22 protein-coding genes are annotated in these 20140 nt (G+C 61.2%); 12 read left to right on the top strand and 10 right to left on the bottom strand.

Going from position 1 to position 20140, the window contains the following annotated elements; translation table 11 throughout:
- Nucleotides 1-42 precede the first annotated feature (42 nt).
- The 4 genes from AC07RO_RS18235 to AC07RO_RS18220 form a co-directional block, all read right to left on the bottom strand.
- Nucleotides 43-816, bottom strand: a complete 774-nt coding sequence (locus AC07RO_RS18235) for a uroporphyrinogen-III synthase (RefSeq protein ID WP_495086742.1) — start codon at nucleotides 814-816, stop codon at nucleotides 43-45.
- Nucleotides 813-1754, bottom strand: coding sequence for a hydroxymethylbilane synthase (gene hemC / locus AC07RO_RS18230; protein ID WP_369304971.1), 942 nt, complete (start codon nucleotides 1752-1754; stop codon nucleotides 813-815). Before hemC ends, AC07RO_RS18235 begins: the two co-directional genes overlap by 4 nt.
- A 162-nt stretch (nucleotides 1755-1916) precedes the next feature.
- Nucleotides 1917-2663, bottom strand: a complete 747-nt coding sequence (locus AC07RO_RS18225; protein WP_074892681.1) for a LytR/AlgR family response regulator transcription factor — start codon at nucleotides 2661-2663, stop codon at nucleotides 1917-1919.
- On the bottom strand, nucleotides 2660-3742 hold the full coding sequence (locus tag AC07RO_RS18220) for a sensor histidine kinase (protein WP_346627436.1): 1083 nt from the start codon (nucleotides 3740-3742) through the stop codon (nucleotides 2660-2662). Before AC07RO_RS18220 ends, AC07RO_RS18225 begins: the two co-directional genes overlap by 4 nt.
- Before the next feature lie 146 nt (nucleotides 3743-3888).
- Here AC07RO_RS18220 and argH point away from each other — a divergent pair, with 146 nt between their 5' ends.
- The 4 genes from argH (at nucleotide 3889) to AC07RO_RS18200 (ending at nucleotide 9111) form a co-directional block, all read left to right on the top strand.
- Nucleotides 3889-5283 carry an argininosuccinate lyase gene (argH, locus tag AC07RO_RS18215; protein ID WP_282365873.1) on the top strand — a complete coding sequence of 465 codons (1395 nt, stop codon included), beginning with the start codon at nucleotides 3889-3891 and terminating at the stop codon, nucleotides 5281-5283.
- Between the two features lie 63 nt (nucleotides 5284-5346).
- Complete coding sequence (locus tag AC07RO_RS18210) at nucleotides 5347-5640, top strand: hypothetical protein (RefSeq protein ID WP_495086741.1); 294 nt, start codon at nucleotides 5347-5349, stop codon at nucleotides 5638-5640.
- A 170-nt stretch (nucleotides 5641-5810) separates the two neighbouring features.
- Entirely contained in the window at nucleotides 5811-6062 is a 252-nt protein-coding gene (locus tag AC07RO_RS18205; RefSeq protein ID WP_074892677.1) for a TIGR02647 family protein, read from the top strand.
- Between the two features lie 199 nt (nucleotides 6063-6261).
- Nucleotides 6262-9111 (top strand): class I adenylate cyclase, encoded by a 2850-nt coding sequence (locus AC07RO_RS18200; RefSeq protein WP_495086740.1) that lies wholly within the window; start codon nucleotides 6262-6264, stop codon nucleotides 9109-9111.
- 1 nt (nucleotide 9112) lies between these two features.
- Here the strand turns inward: AC07RO_RS18200 and AC07RO_RS18195 are convergent, their stop codons facing one another.
- On the bottom strand, nucleotides 9113-9346 hold the full coding sequence (locus tag AC07RO_RS18195) for a DUF1289 domain-containing protein (protein WP_282365883.1): 234 nt from the start codon (nucleotides 9344-9346) through the stop codon (nucleotides 9113-9115).
- Complete coding sequence (gene cyaY / locus AC07RO_RS18190; protein ID WP_192171402.1) at nucleotides 9343-9699, bottom strand: iron donor protein CyaY; 357 nt, start codon at nucleotides 9697-9699, stop codon at nucleotides 9343-9345. Before cyaY ends, AC07RO_RS18195 begins: the two co-directional genes overlap by 4 nt.
- Nucleotides 9700-9987: 288 nt before the next feature.
- Here cyaY and lptM point away from each other — a divergent pair, with 288 nt between their 5' ends.
- From lptM to AC07RO_RS18160, 6 genes are read left to right on the top strand one after another with little or no spacing between them, the layout of a single operon-like run.
- Nucleotides 9988-10152, top strand: coding sequence for an LPS translocon maturation chaperone LptM (lptM, locus tag AC07RO_RS18185; RefSeq protein WP_192171403.1), 165 nt, complete (start codon nucleotides 9988-9990; stop codon nucleotides 10150-10152).
- Between the two features lie 9 nt (nucleotides 10153-10161).
- Nucleotides 10162-11409 carry a diaminopimelate decarboxylase gene (gene lysA / locus AC07RO_RS18180; RefSeq protein ID WP_282365888.1) on the top strand — a complete coding sequence of 416 codons (1248 nt, stop codon included), beginning with the start codon at nucleotides 10162-10164 and terminating at the stop codon, nucleotides 11407-11409.
- 4 nt (nucleotides 11410-11413) lie between these two features.
- Nucleotides 11414-12244, top strand: a complete 831-nt coding sequence (dapF, locus tag AC07RO_RS18175; RefSeq protein WP_463582415.1) for a diaminopimelate epimerase — start codon at nucleotides 11414-11416, stop codon at nucleotides 12242-12244.
- A gap of 13 nt (nucleotides 12245-12257) precedes the next feature.
- Complete coding sequence (locus tag AC07RO_RS18170) at nucleotides 12258-12995, top strand: DUF484 family protein (protein WP_192171406.1); 738 nt, start codon at nucleotides 12258-12260, stop codon at nucleotides 12993-12995.
- Between the two features lie 2 nt (nucleotides 12996-12997).
- Nucleotides 12998-13903, top strand: coding sequence for a tyrosine recombinase XerC (gene xerC / locus AC07RO_RS18165; protein WP_495086739.1), 906 nt, complete (start codon nucleotides 12998-13000; stop codon nucleotides 13901-13903).
- Entirely contained in the window at nucleotides 13893-14609 is a 717-nt protein-coding gene (locus AC07RO_RS18160) for an HAD family hydrolase (RefSeq protein WP_346629509.1), read from the top strand. The genes xerC and AC07RO_RS18160 overlap by 11 nt, the downstream gene beginning before the upstream one ends.
- 89 nt (nucleotides 14610-14698) lie before the next feature.
- Here the strand turns inward: AC07RO_RS18160 and AC07RO_RS18155 are convergent, their stop codons facing one another.
- The 4 genes from AC07RO_RS18155 to glnK all read right to left on the bottom strand — a co-directional run bounded on the left by AC07RO_RS18155 (nucleotide 14699) and on the right by glnK (nucleotide 17513).
- The gene (locus AC07RO_RS18155; protein WP_192171409.1) at nucleotides 14699-15028 is read right to left on the bottom strand and encodes a hypothetical protein; all 330 of its coding nucleotides are present in this window, start codon (nucleotides 15026-15028) and stop codon (nucleotides 14699-14701) included.
- Nucleotides 15029-15121: 93 nt separating this feature from the next.
- Nucleotides 15122-15553 (bottom strand): secondary thiamine-phosphate synthase enzyme YjbQ, encoded by a 432-nt coding sequence (locus AC07RO_RS18150; protein ID WP_285349477.1) that lies wholly within the window; start codon nucleotides 15551-15553, stop codon nucleotides 15122-15124.
- Nucleotides 15554-15802: 249 nt separating this feature from the next.
- Nucleotides 15803-17140, bottom strand: a complete 1338-nt coding sequence (locus AC07RO_RS18145) for an ammonium transporter (RefSeq protein ID WP_346627428.1) — start codon at nucleotides 17138-17140, stop codon at nucleotides 15803-15805.
- Nucleotides 17141-17174: 34 nt separating this feature from the next.
- A complete protein-coding gene (glnK, locus tag AC07RO_RS18140; RefSeq protein ID WP_002555808.1) occupies nucleotides 17175-17513 on the bottom strand; it encodes a P-II family nitrogen regulator in 339 nt (112 codons plus the stop codon).
- Nucleotides 17514-17928: 415 nt separating this feature from the next.
- Here glnK and AC07RO_RS18135 point away from each other — a divergent pair, with 415 nt between their 5' ends.
- Both AC07RO_RS18135 and AC07RO_RS18130 read left to right on the top strand, forming a co-directional pair.
- The gene (locus AC07RO_RS18135) at nucleotides 17929-18213 is read left to right on the top strand and encodes an accessory factor UbiK family protein (RefSeq protein WP_192171412.1); all 285 of its coding nucleotides are present in this window, start codon (nucleotides 17929-17931) and stop codon (nucleotides 18211-18213) included.
- 201 nt (nucleotides 18214-18414) lie between these two features.
- Nucleotides 18415-19908, top strand: a complete 1494-nt coding sequence (locus tag AC07RO_RS18130) for a YifB family Mg chelatase-like AAA ATPase (protein WP_495086738.1) — start codon at nucleotides 18415-18417, stop codon at nucleotides 19906-19908.
- Nucleotides 19909-20140: the final 232 nt, after the last annotated feature.

Raw genomic sequence — 20140 nt, 5'->3', positions numbered from 1 at the left:
TCCTTTGCATTTTGGGCGTCGCGTAATCCGACTGATCGAGCATTACGCCTGTGAGGCAGGCGCGGTGTGTCCGCGCAATGCTGCCAGCAAGGCCGGGGCGCTGGCGCCACGGCAGTCCACTACGGTAAGAGCTCCGGCAGCACGCGCCATTTCGGCGACCCGCGGGCTCGGTACAAACAAAGGCATCTGCGCAAGCGTAGGCCAGGCGTCGCCCGCCAACTTGCGCAGATGCTCGAAACCCTGTCCACTGCTGACCACCAGCCCATTCAAGCGTTCCGCTTTTACCGTATCGGGCAATGCGAAAGCCGGGTATTGCGGCAGGTGGCGACGATACAGCGGCAGGTAATCCACCGCCACACCGCGCTCGCGCAATCGCTCGGCGAGCAGCTCGCGGCCGTCTTCGCCGCGCATGATCAGCACTTTGGGGTCATAGCCCGAGAGGGCTTGTTGAAACTGCGGCAGGTCGAGCAATGCTTCGCTGTCATCCCCGTGCTCTGGGAAGAACACTGGCAGGCCGTAGTCATCGAGAATTTGCGCGGTGGCAGCACCAACGGTGAACCACTTCTGCATCGGCGGCTGCGGCCAGACTTCATCGAGCATCGCCAGCCCCAGCCGCGCGGCCGGCTTGCTGACGACGATGACAGCGCAATACGCCGCAAGGTCATAGATGATCGAACGGTTCGCTTCTGAAACCGGCAATGGCTCGATCTCCAGCAACGGCAGGCTGGCGCTGTACACGCCGACCTCAGCCAGGGTCTGCGCAAGGGCCTGCGATTCTTCAGCAGGACGCGTGAGCAGCAAACGCCAGGCCTTCACTCGTCGCCTGCCTCGCCGTACACCGCTTTGAGAATCTTCGCCGCACCTTGAGCCAGCAGCGCTTCGGCCACTTGTACACCCAACGTTTGAGCATCCACTTGGGGCGCACGCGCTTCGGCGTGGAGCAGCACTGTGCCGGAAGGATCGCCTACCAGACCGCGCAACCACAGTTGTTCGCCTTCCAGCACGGCGTAGCAGGCAATCGGCACCTGGCACCCACCGTTGAGGTGCTTGTTGAGCGCGCGCTCAGCGGTGACCCGCACGGCCGTATCGTCATGGTGCAGCGGTGCCAGCAAGGCATGAAGTTCGATGTCGACGCTGCGGCATTCAATGCCCACTGCGCCCTGCCCGCCAGCCGGCAAGCTGTGGTCGATGCTGATGGGGGCGGTGATGCGGTCTTCGAAACCCAGACGGATCAGGCCGGCCGCGGCAAGGATGATCGCGTCGTACTCACCGGCGTCCAGCTTGGCGAGGCGCGTGTTGACGTTGCCACGCAGAAACCGGATTTGCAGGTCAGGCCGGCGCGCCAGCAACTGAGCCTGCCGACGCAGGCTCGACGTCCCCACCACGGCGCCGGCGGGCAATTCATCGAGACTGGCGTAGGTGTTGGATACGAAGGCATCGCGCGGGTCTTCGCGCTCGCAGATGCAGAACAGGCCAAGCCCCTGAGGGAAGTCCATCGGCACGTCTTTCATCGAGTGGACGGCGATGTCGGCTGTGTGCTCCAGCAGGGCTGTTTCCAGCTCCTTGACGAACAGACCCTTGCCACCGATTTTCGACAGCGGTGAATCCAGCAGCTTGTCGCCGCGACTGACCATTGGCACCAGCGTCACGATCAGACCGGGATGCGCCTGCTCCAGACGCGCCTTGACGTACTCGGCTTGCCAGAGGGCCAGGGCGCTTTTGCGGGTGGCGATGCGGATTTCGCGAGAAGACATGAACCGGTCCGTACTGAGTGAATGCGGCGAATAATAACAGCTCGGCCGGATCGGGCCGAATGACTGTATTCAATCGTTGCGCATCATGATCTCAATCAACCTTCGCACGCCATGCGACGGCGTGTCGCCCGCATCGCACGGCATGGCCCTCGCGGCACTCGCTTACAACTGCTGCATCATCTTGCGCACACCGGCAACGTGCCGGCGGCTGACGATCAGCGCATCACCGTTGAGCCCCTTGAGGAACAACTGGAAATGGCCCAGCGGCGTGCGTTGCAGGCGTTCGATACGTTCCCGGGCGACCAGCGCGTTGCGGTGAATACGCACGAAGCGGTCGCCGAATTCGTCTTCCAGGGCTTTAAGCGGTTCATCCAGCAGCACTTCGCCGCCTTCATGGCGCAGGGTCACGTACTTGTGATCGGCGATGAAATAGATCACCTCAGCCAGCGGAATCAGCTCAATGCCCTTTCGGGTACGCGCGCTGATGTGGCTGCGCGGGCCGGTGCCGCTTTCGGCAGCAGGTCGGGTCATCGCCGCCAGTTGCACGCGATTCGGCCGCTCGGCCTTGCGCAACGCCTCAAGCAGGTGCTCGGGACGAACCGGTTTGACCAGATAACCCACGGCGCTGACCTGAAAGGCCTCCAGCGCAAATTCATCGTGGGCCGTGCAAAACACGACGGCAGGCGGGGTGTCGCGCTCGCACAACTTAGCCGCGACCTGAAGTCCATCCAGGCCCGGCATGCGGATATCCAGCAACACCACGTCGGGTTTCAAATTTTCAATCAGCTGCAATGCTTCTTCGCCATTGGTGGCGCTGGGTTCAAGAACCTTGTAACCCTCGAGCTCACTTACCATACGGCTCAGGCGGTCTCGGGCTAGGGGTTCGTCATCAACGATCAGGACATTCATATTGCTCTGGCTTCCTGCGTGAGTCTCGCACAAGGATAGCGTAGACAGGTGAAGTGACGACCGTCTCGGCGCTCCACGCTCAGACTGGCGAGAGGGCCGAAAAGTGCCGTGAGTCGAGCGCCGATGTTTGCCAAGGCCTGCTGAGTGCCGCCTGGATTTTGCTGTAAGACGACCTCATCGTAAGGATTACTGACGCGCAATATAAATACTCCCCGTTCGTAGTCCGCCTCAACTCTGACCACGCCGCCTTCAACACGGGGCGCGATGCCGTAAATCAACGCGTTTTCCAATAATGGCTGCAAGGTTAGCTGGGGAATTGGCAAGTCGTCGGGAATTGCACTAACGGCCCAGTCCAACTGTAGACGCTCGCCAAGTCGATATTGCTCAATCGATAAATAGCGTTTCGCCAAATCAAGTTCTTCACGCCATGTCGTCAGGCTGCCGGGCTTGCCCAGACTGGCCCGGAACAGGTCGGACAGATCAAGCACTGCCTGCTCCGCCTTGACCGGATCGCTGGTGACCAGACTGGCGATGCTGTTGAGCGTGTTGAAGAGAAAATGCGGGCGGATACGTGCCTGCAAGGACTCGATCCTGGCCTGGAGTTCGGCCTGCTGCTGCTTGCGCCACTGACTCTGCAGGTAAAAGTAGCGCAGCATCAGTGCGGACATGATCAAGGCGATCAAGGCATAGCGCAGGTACCGCTCGACGACGCTATCGAACGAGGTCGGGGGATTCACCTGGTAGTAGTCCGTCACGGCGGTGCACATCAGCGTCACCGCCACCACCAGCAGACAACCGATGCAGCCGGCCACCCCGGCACGCAGCCGTGCCAGCCAGGGGCGCAAGCCACACAGCAGCGCAGCGGACAACAGCACGATCCACTGCACGAAAAGAGAAATCAGCGCCAACCGCACCCAGTCGAAATCCGGCTGCATGGGTTCGATGAGCACAAGCACGAAGACCAGCAACTCCGCCAGCACGACCAGCATCAGCAGCGCCTGGGGCAGACACAGTTCCGGGAGGAAAAACTCTTTGCCGGGCGCACTGCTCTGCCCCGGGTGTTTGCGCTCGTTTTGCATGGCCGCCAGTCTCTTCGCTCATACCGTTGCGGGCAAGCCGCCGGGGATAAATAAACGGCAATGCTGTTATCATCGCCCGCGTCTTTAGAATCGGCCGGCGCCGGTTTTTCATCAGTTTCAGCCACCAGCAAAGCAGCGAGCGAATCATGAGCACCGACAAGACCAACCAGTCCTGGGGCGGCCGCTTCAGTGAACCCGTCGACGCCTTCGTCGCACGCTTCACCGCCTCCGTCACCTTCGATCAGCGCCTTTATCGCCACGACATCATGGGCTCCGTCGCCCACGCCACGATGCTCGCCAAGGTCGGCGTGCTGACCGACGCCGAGCGCGACACCATCATCGACGGGCTGAAGAGCATTCAGGGCGAGATCGAGGCCGGCACGTTCGACTGGCGAGTGGACCTCGAAGACGTGCACATGAACATCGAAGCGCGCCTGACCGATCGCATCGGCGTCACCGGTAAAAAGCTGCACACCGGTCGTAGCCGCAACGATCAGGTCGCCACCGACATCCGCCTGTGGCTGCGTGATGAGATCGACCTGATTCTGGCTGAGATCACTCGCCTGCAAGAAGGCCTGCTGGGGCTGGCCGAGCGCGAAGCCGACACCATCATGCCGGGCTTCACTCACCTGCAGACCGCGCAACCCGTGACCTTCGGCCACCACATGCTGGCGTGGTTCGAAATGCTCAGCCGCGATTACGAGCGTCTGGTCGATTGCCGCAAGCGCACCAACCGCATGCCCTTGGGCAGCGCCGCGCTGGCCGGCACCACCTACCCGATCGACCGCGAGCTGACCTGCCAACTGCTGGGCTTCGAAGCCGTCGGCGGCAACTCGCTGGACAGCGTCTCCGATCGCGACTTCGCCATCGAATTCTGCTCCGCAGCGAGCATCGCGATGATGCACCTGTCGCGCTTCTCCGAAGAGCTGGTGCTATGGACCAGCGCGCAATTCCAGTTCATCGACCTGCCTGATCGCTTCTGCACCGGCAGTTCGATCATGCCGCAAAAGAAAAATCCTGATGTCCCTGAGCTGGTCCGTGGCAAGAGCGGCCGCGTGTTCGGCGCCTTGATGGGCCTGCTGACCTTGATGAAAGGCCAGCCGCTGGCCTACAACAAGGACAATCAGGAAGACAAGGAACCGCTGTTCGACGCCGCCGACACCCTGCGCGATTCGCTGCGTGCCTTCGCTGACATGATCCCGGCGATCAAGCCCAAGCACGCCATCATGCGCGAAGCCGCCCTGCGCGGTTTCTCTACCGCCACCGACCTTGCCGATTACCTGGTGCGTCGTGGCCTGCCATTCCGTGATTGCCACGAGATCGTCGGTCACGCGGTGAAGCATGGCGTTGAGACCGGCAAGGACCTGGCCGAGATGACGCTGGACGAGCTGCGTCAGTTCAGTGATCAGATCGAACAGGACGTCTTCGAGGTGCTGACGCTCGAAGGTTCGGTCAACGCGCGTAATCACATCGGCGGCACGGCGCCGGAGCAGGTCAAGGCCGCGGTTGTGCGTGGCCAGCATTTGCTCGCCACCCGCTAAACGCATCAGAGGGGTCGCCCGTTACGGGCGATTCCAATCAATTGGCAAGACATCGAGAACGACATGAGCGACAACATCGAGAACGACGACGAAGAGTTTGCCGAAGCCACGCTGATTGAAGCCATCGAAAATCAGATCGAAAACGACAACCCGCCAGCGGCCAAAGCCACCTACAACAAGCTGACCCTGGTGGGCATTGAGCGCGAAGAGATTCTGCAGATGATGGCCCACATTCTGGCGCTGGAGATCGACGGGATCCTGGCCGAAGATCGCCCGTTCAATACCGTCTGGTACGAAGCGGCCCTGCGTGCACTGCCCGACATGCCACCGGGCGTGCGACTGGCGGAAGACGAGTAAAACCCGCCACACATGCCGGTCGCTCAACTGACCTGACGACCGGCCAGATACTTCCTGCAAAATCCCCAGACCTGACTACACTCCAACAGCCTCGCTGCCGCATGGCGACGGGGCCGTCACGCCTGCGATTCTGATCGCGGTGTATCCACTGGAAAAAGTCTGGAGCACCTATGTCGTTTACCCCTGAATTGGTTGCCGAGCTGGAAATCCTGTCGCTGTTCAATCTGAGCAACACCAAAGAGGGTCTGAAGGTCCACCACCACTCTGCGGCCCCCACGGCCATCGCTGCTGCCCAACGACTTTTCGACAAAGGCCTCACCACGCAACACGACGGAGGCTATTTGACCAGCCTGGGGCTGGATGCCGCTGACCACGCTCAATCGCTGCTGATTATTCTTGCTACCAGCCAGGAAGCTGCCTGATTTCGTCCCTCGCGAAACCTTTGCCTGGACGCATCAAATAAAGGTTTCGCGAATCCTCCATTTCGACGATGCTGCGCCGATAAAATAATGGCGCCATAAAAAAGACCCGTGATCGAGCCATACCGGCCTGACGTCCAGCTGTCTTTATTATCGCTATACCCTCACTTCATGCAGTGCCGCCCGCCGGCTTCGAGTCGCGATGACGCGTAGTTCCGAAATTCGCCCGGATCTGGATGAGGGCATTGATCGCAAGGTCCTCGCTCAGTTGCGCAGCCGCTTTCTGGCCCTGAGCCAGAGTCGCCTGGCGCGTGCGTACGAAGGTCTGTCGACCCGTCAGCAAAGCGTGCTCACGCTGCTTCCGCTGTTTTTCCACGTCAATCATCCGCTGCTGCCAGGCTATGTGTCGGGCTCGACCCCCGCTGGCGTGTCCCATTACGAGCCAGACGCCCAGGCCCTCGCTGAAGCGCAACGCCTGACGCGGTCGTTCTCATACAAACCGCGCCGGCTGAATCCGCCACAGCCGATTCACGGCATCTTCCTGATGGGCAGCCTTGGCACCCTCGCCCAGGCCGACCAGAGCGACATGGACGTGTGGATCTGCCACGACCCGCTGCTGTCGGCCGACGAAATCCACGAGTTGCGCAGGAAGTGCCAGTCCCTCGAAAGCTGGGCAGCCAGCATGGGCGCCGAGGCACACTTCTTTCTCGTTGATCCTGAGCGTTTTGTCGTCGGCGAACGTGACGCGCAACTGAGTGGCGAGGACTGCGGCACAACCCAGCACTATTTGCTGCTGGACGAGTTTTATCGCACCGCCATCTGGCTCGCCGGGCGCACCCCGATGTGGTGGCTGGTGCCGGTCTATGAAGAAGCGCGCTACGCCGAATACACCCACACCCTGCTGTCGAAGCGCTTTATTCGCGCCGACGAGGTGCTGGACCTCGGCAACATGTCGCATATCCCGCCGGGGGAATTCATCGGCGCCGGGCTCTGGCAGCTGTTCAAAGGCATCGAATCGCCTTACAAATCGGTGCTCAAGCTGCTGTTGACCGAGGTTTATGCCAGCGAGCACCCCCATGTGCAGTGCTTGAGCATGCGCTTCAAAAAGGCCGTGTTCGCCAACCGCGCCGACCTTGATGAGCTGGACCCGTACGTGATGGTGTACCGGCGCATCGAGGAATACCTGTTGGCGCGGGGTGAACCCGAGCGACTGGAACTGGTACGCCGCAGTTTGTACCTGAAGGTGAACAAGAAACTCACCGGCTCCACCCGTCACCGCAGTAACGGCTGGCAACGGCTGCTGCTGGAGCGGCTGGTCAATGAGTGGAACTGGGACGAGCGTCAGCTGGCGTTGCTCGACAGCCGCAGCCAATGGAAAGTGCGTCAAGTCGCCAGCGAACGCCGCGCACTGGTCGGCGAGCTCAACTACAGTTATCGCTTCCTGACCCAGTTCGCTCGCGCGCAAAAAGCGGTCAATTCGATCACCAAGCGCGACATGAATGTGCTCGGGCGTCGTCTGTATGCAGCCTTCGAACGCAAAGCCGGCAAAGTGGAATTTCTCAACCCGGGCATTGCGCCGGATCTGGCCGAGGACACGCTGACGCTGGCGCAACTGCCGAACAAGCGCGAGCCCGGCAGGTATCAGTGGTGCCTCTACAACGGCAGCCTGAGTGCCCACGAGCTGGAGACGTTTGCGCCGATCAAGCGCAGCCGCGAGTTGCTGGAACTGCTCACGTGGTGCCATCGCAACAACGTCATCGACAGCAGCACGCGCCTGGCGCTCCACCCTGGCATCAGCGATCTGACCGAATTTGAACTGTTTAATCTACAAGGCGCGTTGCAGCAGAGCATCGCGCTGCCGCTGGCCATGGTCGATGAAGACGTACTTCTAAGCCCGAGCGTGCCCCGCGAGATTCTGCTGTTGGTCAACGTCGGCGTCGATCCGCTCCGGCACCATAAAGACCTGAACATCCTGATGACGACCGAGCGAACCGACTCGCTGAGCTACGCCGGCGTCCGTGAAAATCTGGTGCTGACCTTCGACCAGATCACCCTCAACAGCTGGAACGAGGTGCTGGTCAATCGCTTCGACGGCGCCCAAGCGCTGCTGGACTGCCTGACAGAATTGCTCAACGGCCTGCCGGAAAAGTCCGCCAGGCCTGTCATCCGCGTGCGCTGTTTTTGCCACAACCGTGCGCAGGCTATCGCCCAGCGCGTGGAGGAGCTCATCGGCACTGCGCAACTGCTGCTGGACCGGCGCCTGAATCATCGCTATCTCATTCAGGTCGAGCAGCGTTACCACGTTCTGGAAATGATCCCCGGCCAGGTCAGCCACGTCACGCTCGAACACGTGCCGGCGCTCTTCAGCTATCTGGGAGAAGAGCTTTCCGCCTACAGCCCGCTTCATTTGGACCCGCAGGCACTGGACGACTCGGACCTGTCGCTGTTCATCCCGTACGGTCAGCCCGAATGCATTCAGGTGTTTTACCGGATCAACGAACCCAATGCCGACCTGTACGTGCTCGATGAGCGCAATGCGTTATGGCATCAGCAGGTGCCTTATCACAGTGAGCCCAGCCTGCTGGTTCCGCTGCAGCGCTTTTTTCAATCGTTGACGTACCGGCGCGTGACGTTGCTGCCGCTGGATAACCCGTTGGAATCAACGTCGCTGGAGGCTTTGTATTACCGCATAACCCCCGATGGCTCAGGGCGGGCCCGCCGCGTTGAGCATCGGCCGAGCCCGGCCATGCTCATCGACAAATCGTTCTTTGACGTGCAGGCGATTATCGAGGAAGCATCCCCCGGCCAGGTCAGCGTGACGCTGTATTGCGACGGGATGGAGTTTTCCGAGCTGGAGTTTGGCGATCAGTTGTTCAGCGTCGTGGCGCGGCGGATCCTCGACCAGCGCCGCGAGACGCAACGTTATCGCTGCTACATCACCGACCTGGACCTGTCCGGGATACTGGGGGACACGCGCGGGCAGACTATTCTGTTCCTGCGCTACAAAGCCCAGCTGGAACAGTCACTGAATGCCGCGATGGACGAGGCATGACCTACACGTGATCGGAAGTCGCACTGCGACGCAAATCTGCCTGCCGCACGATCTCCCGTCGGCGCTCATCGGTCGCCGCCCGCCACTCGCGGATGTCCTCGACGTGGCGCTGGCAACCCGTGCAGACTTTGTCTTCGTCGAGCCGGCAGATGCTGATGCAGGGCGACGGCACAGCCGGGCTGACGTTGCTGAACAGCGGCTTTGGCGGCTTGACCGGGGTTGCGCTAACGGTCACTGGCGGTTGCCATCGCTGCCGTCGAGGGCGTCGAAGTCGATTTCTTCGCCCGCCTGCTCCTTCGCCAGACGATAGAGCATCTCGCTCAACAGCTCTTCGCTCTTGTCGCAGATCCAGTGCTTCGCTTCTTCGTCGTAATCAAAGTGAAAACCACCCGACGCAGCCGCCAGCCACAGCTGACGCAAAGGCTCCTGACGGCTGAAAATGAACTGCGAGCCGTTTTCGAATTTCACGGTCAGCACACCGGCCGACTCCTCAAGGTCCAGATCCAGACCGCTCTCGTCGAAGATATCCTGGAGCTTTTCCTGGGTGGCATCGACCAGATCGTGAAAACGGGCTTCGGTCAAACTCATTGCATGAACCTCAAAAGTGTCAGCGGACGGCGCAGCGACGCACGATACGGTCGCTCCACGGCAAATGCAAAGCCTACCCGCCCAAGTGCAAATGTGGGACCGGCTTTGGTCGGGACGGCATCGAGCATCACCCTGCACCACAGACCGCGTCAGAAATCCGCACGTGCTGCGCAGTCTAATTGCGCGGCGGCGTCAAACCCCCGCCGGACGGGAACTCCAGCGCATAGGCAATCTGTCGGGTGGTCGGTATACTCGGGCGCAATTAATGCTTATACAAAGGATTTCGCCATGAAGCGCCTGATTTCCTCCCTGGCCGCGCTGCTTGCAGTTGCGTGTCTGGTCTCTGCCTGCGGTCAGAAAGGTCCGCTGTATCTGCCCGACGACGATTCGTCCGCCGACGGCACCAGCCAGACCAAATCGCACTCGCACAAGCATCAGACTTCGACCTACTAGGAATCAGTCATGGACGCCTTCAACTACCGCGACGGCGAGCTGTTCGCGGAAGGAGTGGCGTTGTCTGCCATCGCCGAACGCTTCGGCACGCCGACATACGTCTATTCCCGCGCGCACATCGAGGCGCAGTACCGCGCCTACGCCGACGCCTTGAGCGGCATGCCGCATCTGGTCTGCTTTGCGGTCAAAGCCAACTCGAACCTGGGCGTTCTCAATGTCCTCGCGCGTCTGGGCGCCGGTTTTGACATCGTGTCCCGTGGCGAGCTGGAGCGCGTGCTGGCGGCAGGCGGTCAGGCTGACAAAATCGTTTTCTCCGGCGTCGGCAAGACCCGCGATGACATGCGCCGAGCGCTGGAAGTCGGCGTGCATTGCTTCAACGTCGAGTCCACCGACGAGCTTGAACGACTGCAAGTCGTCGCCGCCGAAATGGGCGTGCGTGCTCCGGTTTCGTTGCGCGTCAACCCGGATGTCGACGCCGGCACCCACCCTTATATCTCCACCGGCCTCAAGGAAAACAAATTTGGCATCGCCATCGCGGACGCCGAAGACGTTTACATCCGCGCCGCGCAGCTGCCGAATCTCGACGTCATCGGCGTCGACTGCCACATCGGCTCTCAACTGACCACCCTTTCGCCTTTCGTGGATGCGCTGGATCGCCTGCTCGATCTTGTCGACCGACTGGGCGATTGCGGCATTCTGCTGAAGCATATCGATCTGGGCGGCGGTCTGGGCGTGCGTTATCGCGACGAAGAGCCGCCCCTCGCGGGCGATTACATCAAGGCCGTGCGTGAACGCCTTGATGGCCGCGATCTGGCGCTGATGTTCGAGCCCGGCCGCTTCATCGTCGCCAATGCCGGCGTGCTGCTGACCCGCGTCGAGTACCTCAAGCACACCGAGCACAAAGACTTCGCCATCGTCGACGCCGCCATGAACGACCTGATTCGTCCAGCGCTGTATCAGGCCTGGATGGACGTGACGGCCGTCAAACCCCGCGACGGCGCCAAACGCACCTACGACATCGTCGGCCCGATTTGCGAAACCGGGGATTTCCTGGCCAAGGAGCGTGAACTCGCGCTGGCTGAAGGCGATCTGCTGGCGGTGCATTCGGCGGGCGCCTATGGCTTCGTGATGAGCTCCAACTACAACACCCGCGGACGTACGGCCGAGGTGCTTGTGGATGGCGAGCAAGCCTTCGAAGTGCGTCGCCGTGAAACCGTGACTGAGCTGTTTGCCGGCGAAAGCCTGCTGCCGGAGTAATCCCATGCTGCTGCGTTTTACCAAGATGCATGGCCTGGGCAATGATTTCATGGTGCTGGACCTTGTGAGCCAACACGCCCACATTTTGCCCAAGCACGCCAAGCAATGGGGCGATCGCCACACGGGTATCGGTTTCGATCAGCTGCTGCTGGTGGAGGCGCCGAACAATCCGGACGTGGATTTTCGCTACCGGATTTTCAATTCCGACGGCTCCGAGGTCGAGCAGTGCGGCAATGGCGCGCGCTGCTTCGCCCGTTTCGTGCTGGACAAGCGGCTGACGGCCAAGAAGCAGATTCGCGTCGAGACCAAGGGCGGCATCATCGAGCTGGACATCCGCAACGACGGCCAGATCAGCGTTGATATGGGCGCGCCGCGTCTGGTGCCGGCGGACATCCCGTTCGACGCACCGGAACAGGCCGCCAGTTATTCGCTCGATGTCGATGGCGAGACTGTCGAGCTTGCCGCCGTGTCCATGGGCAACCCCCATGCCGTGCTGCGCGTCTACGACATCAACAATGCGCCCGTGCATGTGCTTGGGCCGAAGATTGAAAACCATCCGCGTTTTCCGGCCCGGGTGAACGTGGGCTTTCTCCATGTCGTCGACCGTCAGCGCGCGCAACTGCGGGTGTGGGAGCGTGGCGCCGGGGAAACCCAGGCCTGTGGCACCGGCGCCTGCGCGGCAGCGGTGGCAGCCATTACTCAGGGCTGGATGGATTCCCCGATGCTGATCGACCTGCCGGGCGGACGCCTGTCCATCGAGTGGGCCGGCCCCGGCCATTCAGTGGTGATGACTGGCCCGGCTGTCCGGGTTTACGAAGGCCAAGTACGTCTATGAGTGAGAGTATCCAATGACCGACCAGCCTCAGACTTCAAACGACACGCCCGGCCAGCCCCCTGCCGAGACCGCAGTGCCTGCCCTTGAAGCCGAGGCAGTCGCGGCCTGGCTGCAACAACACCCTGATTTCTTCGCCGAGCACGACGAACTGCTGGCGATGATGCGCGTCCCGCACCAACGGGGCGACACCGTCTCGCTGGTCGAGCGCCAGCTCAAGCTGCTGCGCGAGCGCAACATCGAGATGCGTCACCGGCTCTCGCAACTGATGGACGTGGCCCGGGACAACGACCGGCTGTTCGAAAAAACCCGCCGGCTGATTCTTGATCTGATGGACGCGACCAGTCTTGAAGAGATTGTCATCTGCGTGGAAGACAGCTTGCGCCAGGAATTTCAGGTGCCCTTCGTCAGCCTTATCCTGTTCAGCGACAACCCGATGACCGTCGGCCGCTGGGTGAGCGCCGCCGACGCGCAGAAAGCTATCGGCGGGCTGATGTCCGGCGGCAAGACCCTGTGTGGCGCGCTGCGTGAGCATGAACTCGAGTTCCTGTTCGGCAGCGAGCAAAGCAAGGAAGTAGGCTCAACCGCCCTGGCCGCCCTCAGCCACCAGGGCCTGCACGGCGTTCTGGCGATCGGCAGCCGTGATCCGCAGCATTACAAAAGCTCGGTCGGGACGCTGTTTCTCAGCTACATCGCCGACGTGCTCAGCCGCCTGCTGCCACGCTTCACCAACTCGCTGCGTTCGGTTCGCTAGTCATGGAGCGGCAACTGGACGCCTACTGCACGCACCTGCGCAGTGAGCGCCAGGTGTCGAGCCATACGCTTGAAGCCTATCGTCGCGACCTGAACAAGGTCTTGGCGTTCTGCGAAAAGCAGCACATCGACAGCTGGAAAGCGCTGGATATTCAGGCCATGCGCAGCCTTGTCGCTCGCCTTCACCAGCAGGGTCAATCCTCGCGCAGCCTGGCCAGACTGCTGTCAGCCGTGCGCGGCTTTTATCACTACCTCAACCGCGAAGGCCTTTGCGATCACGATCCGGCCAATGGCCTGTCACCGCCCAAGGGCGAGCGTCGCTTGCCGAAAACCCTGGATGCCGACCGCGCCCTGCAACTGCTTGAAGGCGGCGTCGAGGACGATTTTCTGGCCCGGCGTGATCAGGCGATTCTCGAACTGTTCTACTCATCAGGCCTGCGCTTGTCCGAACTGACCGGGTTGAACTGCGAAGACCTGGATCTGGCGGACGGTCTTGTGCAGGTCCTCGGCAAAGGCAGTAAAAGCCGCGTTTTACCGGTTGGCAGAAAGGCACGGGAAGCGCTGGAGGAATGGCTCAAGCAACGAGCGCTGGCCAATCCCCAGGACGATGCCGTGTTTGTCAGCCAGCAAGGCCGCCGCCTCGGGCCGCGCTCGATCCAGCTGCGGGTCAAGGCTGCCGGCGAACGTGAGTTGGGCCAGAACCTGCACCCGCACATGCTTCGCCATTCATTTGCCAGTCATTTGCTGGAGTCGTCCCAGGACCTGCGCGCCGTGCAGGAACTGCTGGGTCACGCCGACATCGCCACCACTCAGATCTACACCCATCTGGATTTCCAGCATCTGGCCACGGTGTACGACAGTGCCCATCCACGGGCCAAGCGCAAAGGTAACGCCGACAATGAGCATTAAGCTGATCACCTTCGACCTGGACGACACGCTGTGGGAAACCGCTCCAGCAATTGTCAGCGCTGAAGCCAAGCTGCGCGAGTGGCTGGCTGCCAACGCGCCAAAACTAGGGCCGGTCCCGGTCGAGCATCTGTGGGAAATCCGCTCGCGACTCATCGAAGCGGATCCGACGTTCAAGCACCGGATCAGTGCGCTGCGCCGCAAGGTGCTGTTTCATGCGCTGGAGGATGCGGGGTATGGTCACGCCGAAGCCCATGAGCTGGCGGACCAGAGCTTTGAAGTGTTCCTTCAGGGGCGGCACCAGCTGGACATCTTCCCTGAAGTGGTGCCGACGCTTGAGATCCTGACCAAGTCTTACACGCTGGGTGTCGTGACCAACGGCAATGCCGATGTCCGCCGTCTGGGCCTGGCCGATTATTTCGCCTTCGCGCTATGCGCCGAGGACCTGGGCATTGGCAAACCGGACCCTGCGCCCTTCGTCGAGGCGCTGAAACGCGGCAATGCAGATGCTAGTCAGGCCGTGCATGTCGGCGATCACCCGGGTGACGACATCGCCGGCGCCCAACAAGCCGGCCTGCGGGCGATCTGGTACAACCCCGGCGGCAAGGTCTGGGAGGCTGAAAAAGCGCCGGATGCCGTAATCAACAGCCTGACGCAATTGCCCGAGGTGCTGGCGCGCTGGGCTGGATCTGCGCTTCCCGCTGCGTGAACGCCGGCCTTTGCGTCGGCAACTCGAATCGCAGGCAATAAAAAACCCGCAGCGACAGCGGGTTTTTCATCAAGCGCGCAGCAGGTCCCTTAGATGGGACGGCTGCCGTACTTGTTATCAGGCTTCTTGGGCGGATCGGCGACCACGTTGGCCTCCACTTCCACGACCTTGCCACCACGAGCGAGGAATTCTTCCATCGCGCGAGCCAGAGCATCACGCTCCTTGTTCTTGGCTTCCACACTCGGCAATTCATCAACCGAGACGGCGGCCTTGGCCTTGCCTTTGGCCGGAGTCGCAGAGACTTCAGCGCTGTCGTCGACTTCCACTACATCTTCATCGGACGCCGCTGCAAGCCCCTCACCGTCCTCCCCTTCTTCCAGATCGTCTTCCAGACCTTCTTCGATGTCGTCGTCGCTCATGTTCTACCTCATGACTTGCGAAAGCAGATTAGTTATAGCCCAGCCGGGCTTGATTTCTTGGACAGCCGGAAAAAATTCAACTACCGCATACGTTCAGCGGTCGTGCCCCTCACCCTGAAGCGTGACGAGGACTTTACGGGCACCGCCTGCATCGCGGTGCTCGCCCAGATAAATACCTTGCCATGTGCCCAACGCCAGCCGTCCATTTGTAACCGGCAATGTAAGCTGGCAGCCAAGCAGACTGGCTTTGAAGTGCGCCGGCAAATCATCGGGCCCTTCGTCGTCATGCTCGTAGCCGTCGCGCCCCTGAGGCACCAGACGGTTGAAGAAACGCTCGAAATCGCGACGTACCGCCGGGTCGGCGTTCTCGTTGACGGTCAACGAGGCCGAGGTGTGTTGCAACCAGACATGCAGCAGGCCGATGCGGCATTCGCGTAATTCGCGAAGGCCCGCGACGATCTCGTCAGTCACCAGATGGAAACCACGAGGCCTTGCCCGCAGCGTGATCAAGGTCTGTTGCCACATACCGTTCTCCGCCCTTCGGCGCGCATTCTAACGCGCTGGAAAAAAAAACAAAGTGCGTAATGAGCGACGATTTTCAGGAGCGCTGAACAAGGGCATTTATGCCCTCTAAAGCATCGAGAATCGTCAGGTTAGGCCGAACATTGCAGCGGATGTTCCTGCCGGGAACGCCCACCCGCTGTGCGGACATCCCTATCGACAAACCTCAGACAAAAAAATGCCCGGAGACCCGGGCATTTTTTCACGCGTGGATTACAAGTTGTAGCCACGTTCGTTGTGTTGCGCCAGATCCAGGCCGACCGCTTCTTCTTCCTCGGTGACACGCAGGCCCATGACCATGTCGAGCACCTTGAGAATGATGAAGGTCACGATCGCGGTGTAGATGACCGTGAAGCCGACGCCTTTGCACTGAATCCAGACTTGTGCCGCGATGTCGGTCACGGTGCCGAAGCCGCCCAGCGAAGGGGCTGCAAACACGCCGGTCAGGATCGCGCCGAGGATACCGCCGATACCGTGAACGCCGAAGGCATCCAGGGAGTCGTCGTAGCCCATTTTGCGTTTCAGGCTGGTGGCGCAGAAGAAGCAGACCACGCCCGCCGCCAGACCAATGATCAGGCCGCCCATCGGGCCGACAGTACCGGCGGCCGGAGTGACGGCAACCAGACCGGCAACCACACCCGAAGCGATGCCCAGAGCGCTTGGTTTACCGTGGGTCAGCCATTCGGCGAACATCCAGCCCAGCGCTGCCGCAGCAGTGGCGATCTGAGTAACCAGCATGGCCATACCGGCAGTGCCGTTGGCCGCAGCCGCGGAACCTGCGTTGAAACCGAACCAGCCCACCCAGAGCATGGCCGCGCCGACCAGGGTGTAACCCAGGTTGTGCGGCGCCATCGGAGTGGTCGGGAAACCTTTACGCTTGCCGAGTACCAGGCACGCTACCAGGCCAGCCACACCGGCGTTGATGTGAACAACGGTGCCGCCCGCGAAGTCGAGAACGCCCCAGTCCCACAACAGACCACCGACGCCGCTCCAGACCATGTGCGCAATCGGCGCATAAACCAGGGTGAACCAGATCCCCATGAAGATCAGCATCGCGGAAAACTTCATGCGTTCCGCGAAAGCGCCGACGATCAGGGCCGGGGTGATGATGGCGAAGGTCATCTGGAAGGTCACGAAGACGGCTTCCGGGAACAGTGCCGCAGGACCAGTGATGCTTGCAGGGGTGATGCCTGCCAGGAACGCCTTCGACAGACCGCCGACGAAGGAGTTGAAGTTGACGACGTTGACTTCCATCCCGGTGGTGTCGAACGCCATGCTGTAGCCGTACACGACCCACAGGATGCTGATCAGGCCGGTAATGGCGAAGCACTGCATCATCACGGAAAGAATGTTTTTCGAGCGGACCATGCCGCCGTAGAACAGCGCCAGACCGGGGATGGTCATGAACAGCACCAGCGCGGTGGAGGTCAGCATCCAGGCGGTGTCGCCGGAATTGAGTACGGGGGCTGCCACTTCGTCTGCCGCCATGGCCAAGCCAGGGGTTACGAGGGACAACAGGGCTCCTAGCCCTGCGAATTGACGCAGAGTCATATTGTTTTCTCCTGGGGCGTTGGGGTTTGGCGGCTTAGATTGCGTCGGTATCGGTTTCGCCGGTACGGATGCGGATGGCCTGTTCCAGATTGACCACGAAGATCTTGCCGTCACCGATCTTGCCGGTGTTGGCCGCTTTGGTTATCGCTTCGATAACGCGGTCCAGATCCTTGTCGTCGATCGCAACATCGATCTTCACCTTGGGGAGGAAGTCGACTACATACTCCGCACCGCGATACAGCTCGGTGTGGCCTTTCTGACGTCCGAAGCCTTTGACTTCAGTGACCGTGATGCCCTGCACGCCGATTTCGGACAGCGACTCGCGTACGTCGTCCAGCTTGAACGGCTTGATGATGGCAGTGACTAGCTTCATGAAACTTTCTCCCGAATTGGTGGACTTGCCCCAGGAAAACAAACCCGACTCAAGTCTAAGCGCAGTGTCTGGCTTTGTAACGCGTCGTGTCCGTAACAGACCTGACCAACTCCAGAAAACCGCTTCTGACGAAACATTCCCCGCTCCGCCTGCCGCACTGCATTCGTCACAGCGACTGCATCAGTGCATGGGTTACAAGCCACTAAGCAGAAAGCTTGCCATCTCATGAATCGGCATGAATTTCGGCCCTTCGACTGTTAATTCACGCTTTAGCGTAGTCGTCGATTGCGATCGCCGCACAACAACGGTGCGCACGTGCCCGGAGCCATGCGCGAAAAGCGTGCAGCGCATCGCGTCCGGCAGAAGGTCAAAAGCTGCGTGCTACACTCGCGCCCTCTGATTCTGGAGTTTCATCATGCTCGCCCCCAAAGCTTTTCTCGACGCCCTGAGCGGCCACGCCTCCCGCCTGTTCAACGGCGAAACACCGGTTCCACGCAGCGAATTCGAAACCCAGTTCAAGGCGCTGCTGCAGAGCGGCTTCAGCAAGCTGGACCTGGTCAGCCGGGAAGAATTCGACAGCCAGATGATCGTCCTCGCCCGCACCCGCGCCCGACTTGAGGCACTGGAAGCGAAGATGGCGGAGATGGAAGCGCAGTTGGCGACGCAGCCGAAAGCGTCAGGGGCTGAGCCACAGGGTTGAGCGTTTAACCCTGCGGGTGCTCAGGCGCAGTGCGCAATGCGCTGAACCTGGGCCTTGATCGCCTCCAACGTGGCCATCGACGTATCCTCCCGTGCCCCTACCCTTCGATACACACCCCGAAAAACATGCCCCGCCCACGCGCCGGAGCAATGACTATCCTTCAGCTCGCCGCAGGAAGCGGTGCTGCCTACAAGGAAAGCCATGTCCCTCGCGATCGTTCTGAGCCGTGCCCAAGTTGGCGTTGAAGCCCCTGCCGTGACCGTCGAAACCCATCTCGCCAACGGGCTGCCGAGCCTGACGCTGGTGGGTCTGCCGGAGGGCGCGGTCAAGGAGAGTAAGGATCGGGTGCGCAGTGCGATCCTCAACTGTCGGCTGGAATTCCCGGCGCGGCGGATCACCCTGAATCTGGCCCCTGCCGATTTGCCCAAAGACGGCGGACGCTTCGATGTCGCCATTGCACTTGGCTTGCTGGCTGCCAGCGCGCAGGTGCCAACGCTCGCGCTGGAGGGCATTGAATGTCTGGGGGAGTTGGCGCTGTCCGGTGCGATTCGGCCCGTACAGGGCGTGCTGCCGGCGGCACTCGCTGCGCGGGAGGCGGGCCACACGTTGATCGTGCCGGCGGTGAATGCCGAGGAAGCGTGTCTGGCGTCAGGCCTGAAGGTGATCGCGGTCAGTCATCTGCTGGAGCTGGTGTCCCACCTGAATGGGCACACGGTCATCGCGCCTTATAAATCCAATGGCCTGATTCTGCAGACACAGCCTTATCCCGACTTGAGTGAAGTGCAGGGCCAGACCGCGGCCAAACGCGCTCTGTTGGTGGCCGCCGCCGGTGCACACAATCTTCTGTTCAGTGGCCCTCCCGGCACCGGCAAAACGCTGCTCGCGAGCCGTTTGCCTGGGCTGTTGCCACCACTGGATGAACTCGAAGCGCTGGAGGTGGCGGCGATTCAGTCGGTCGCCAGTCACGCCCCGCTGACCAGCTGGCCCCAGCGCCCCTTCCGCCAGCCCCATCACTCGGCATCGGGCCCTGCGCTGGTCGGAGGTGGCAGTCGCCCGCAACCTGGCGAAATCACCCTCGCGCACCACGGCGTGTTGTTTCTGGACGAGCTTCCGGAATTCGACCGGCGCGTGCTGGAGGTGCTGCGCGAACCCCTCGAATCGGGCCATATCGTGATTTCCCGGGCGCGGGATCGGGTGCGCTTTCCGGCGCGCTTTCAACTCGTCGCGGCGATGAACCCCTGCCCGTGCGGTTATCACGGCGAACCGACCGGGCGCTGCCGCTGCTCGACTGATCAGATTCAGCGCTACCGCAACAAGCTGTCGGGCCCATTGCTTGACCGGATCGATTTGCACCTGACCGTTGCTCGGGAAACTACCTCTTTAGCTGCCACGCCTGACTGCAAGGGTGAAAGCGCCAGCGCAGCGGAGGTGGTCTCCGAAGCCCGACAGCGCCAACAACGACGCCAAGGGTGCGCCAACGCATTTCTTGACCTGCCCGCGCTGCGCCAACACTGCGCGTTACTGCCGGAAGACGAAGCCTGGCTCGAGAATGCGTGTGAACGCCTCAATCTCTCGCTACGCGCTGCCCACCGCCTGCTGAAAGTGGCTCGCACGCTCGCTGATCTGGAGAAGGTGGACGCCATCGCGCGATGCCACATCGCCGAGGCTTTGCAGTATCGGCCTTCGACGAATTGAAACCGCATACACCATGCCACGGGGGGAGATAACCCTTCGTTCAGCACCGCACTGTCGCGCAGAATGTGCAACACCTGTGGGAGTGACCGGGGTGGCGCTCCACCTTGCTCACGAAGGCGGCATCTCAACCGCTGAATATTTGGCGGATGTTCTTGCCTCTTCGCGAGCAAGCTCGCTTGTATGGTTAGACTTGAAGGGGTGGTGGGACGAACAGTTCGCATCTGACTGCTGC

It is taken from the genome of Pseudomonas sp. GW821-FHT07F05 (assembly GCF_059418765.1).
This window is presented reverse-complemented; position numbering and strand designations above follow the sequence as displayed.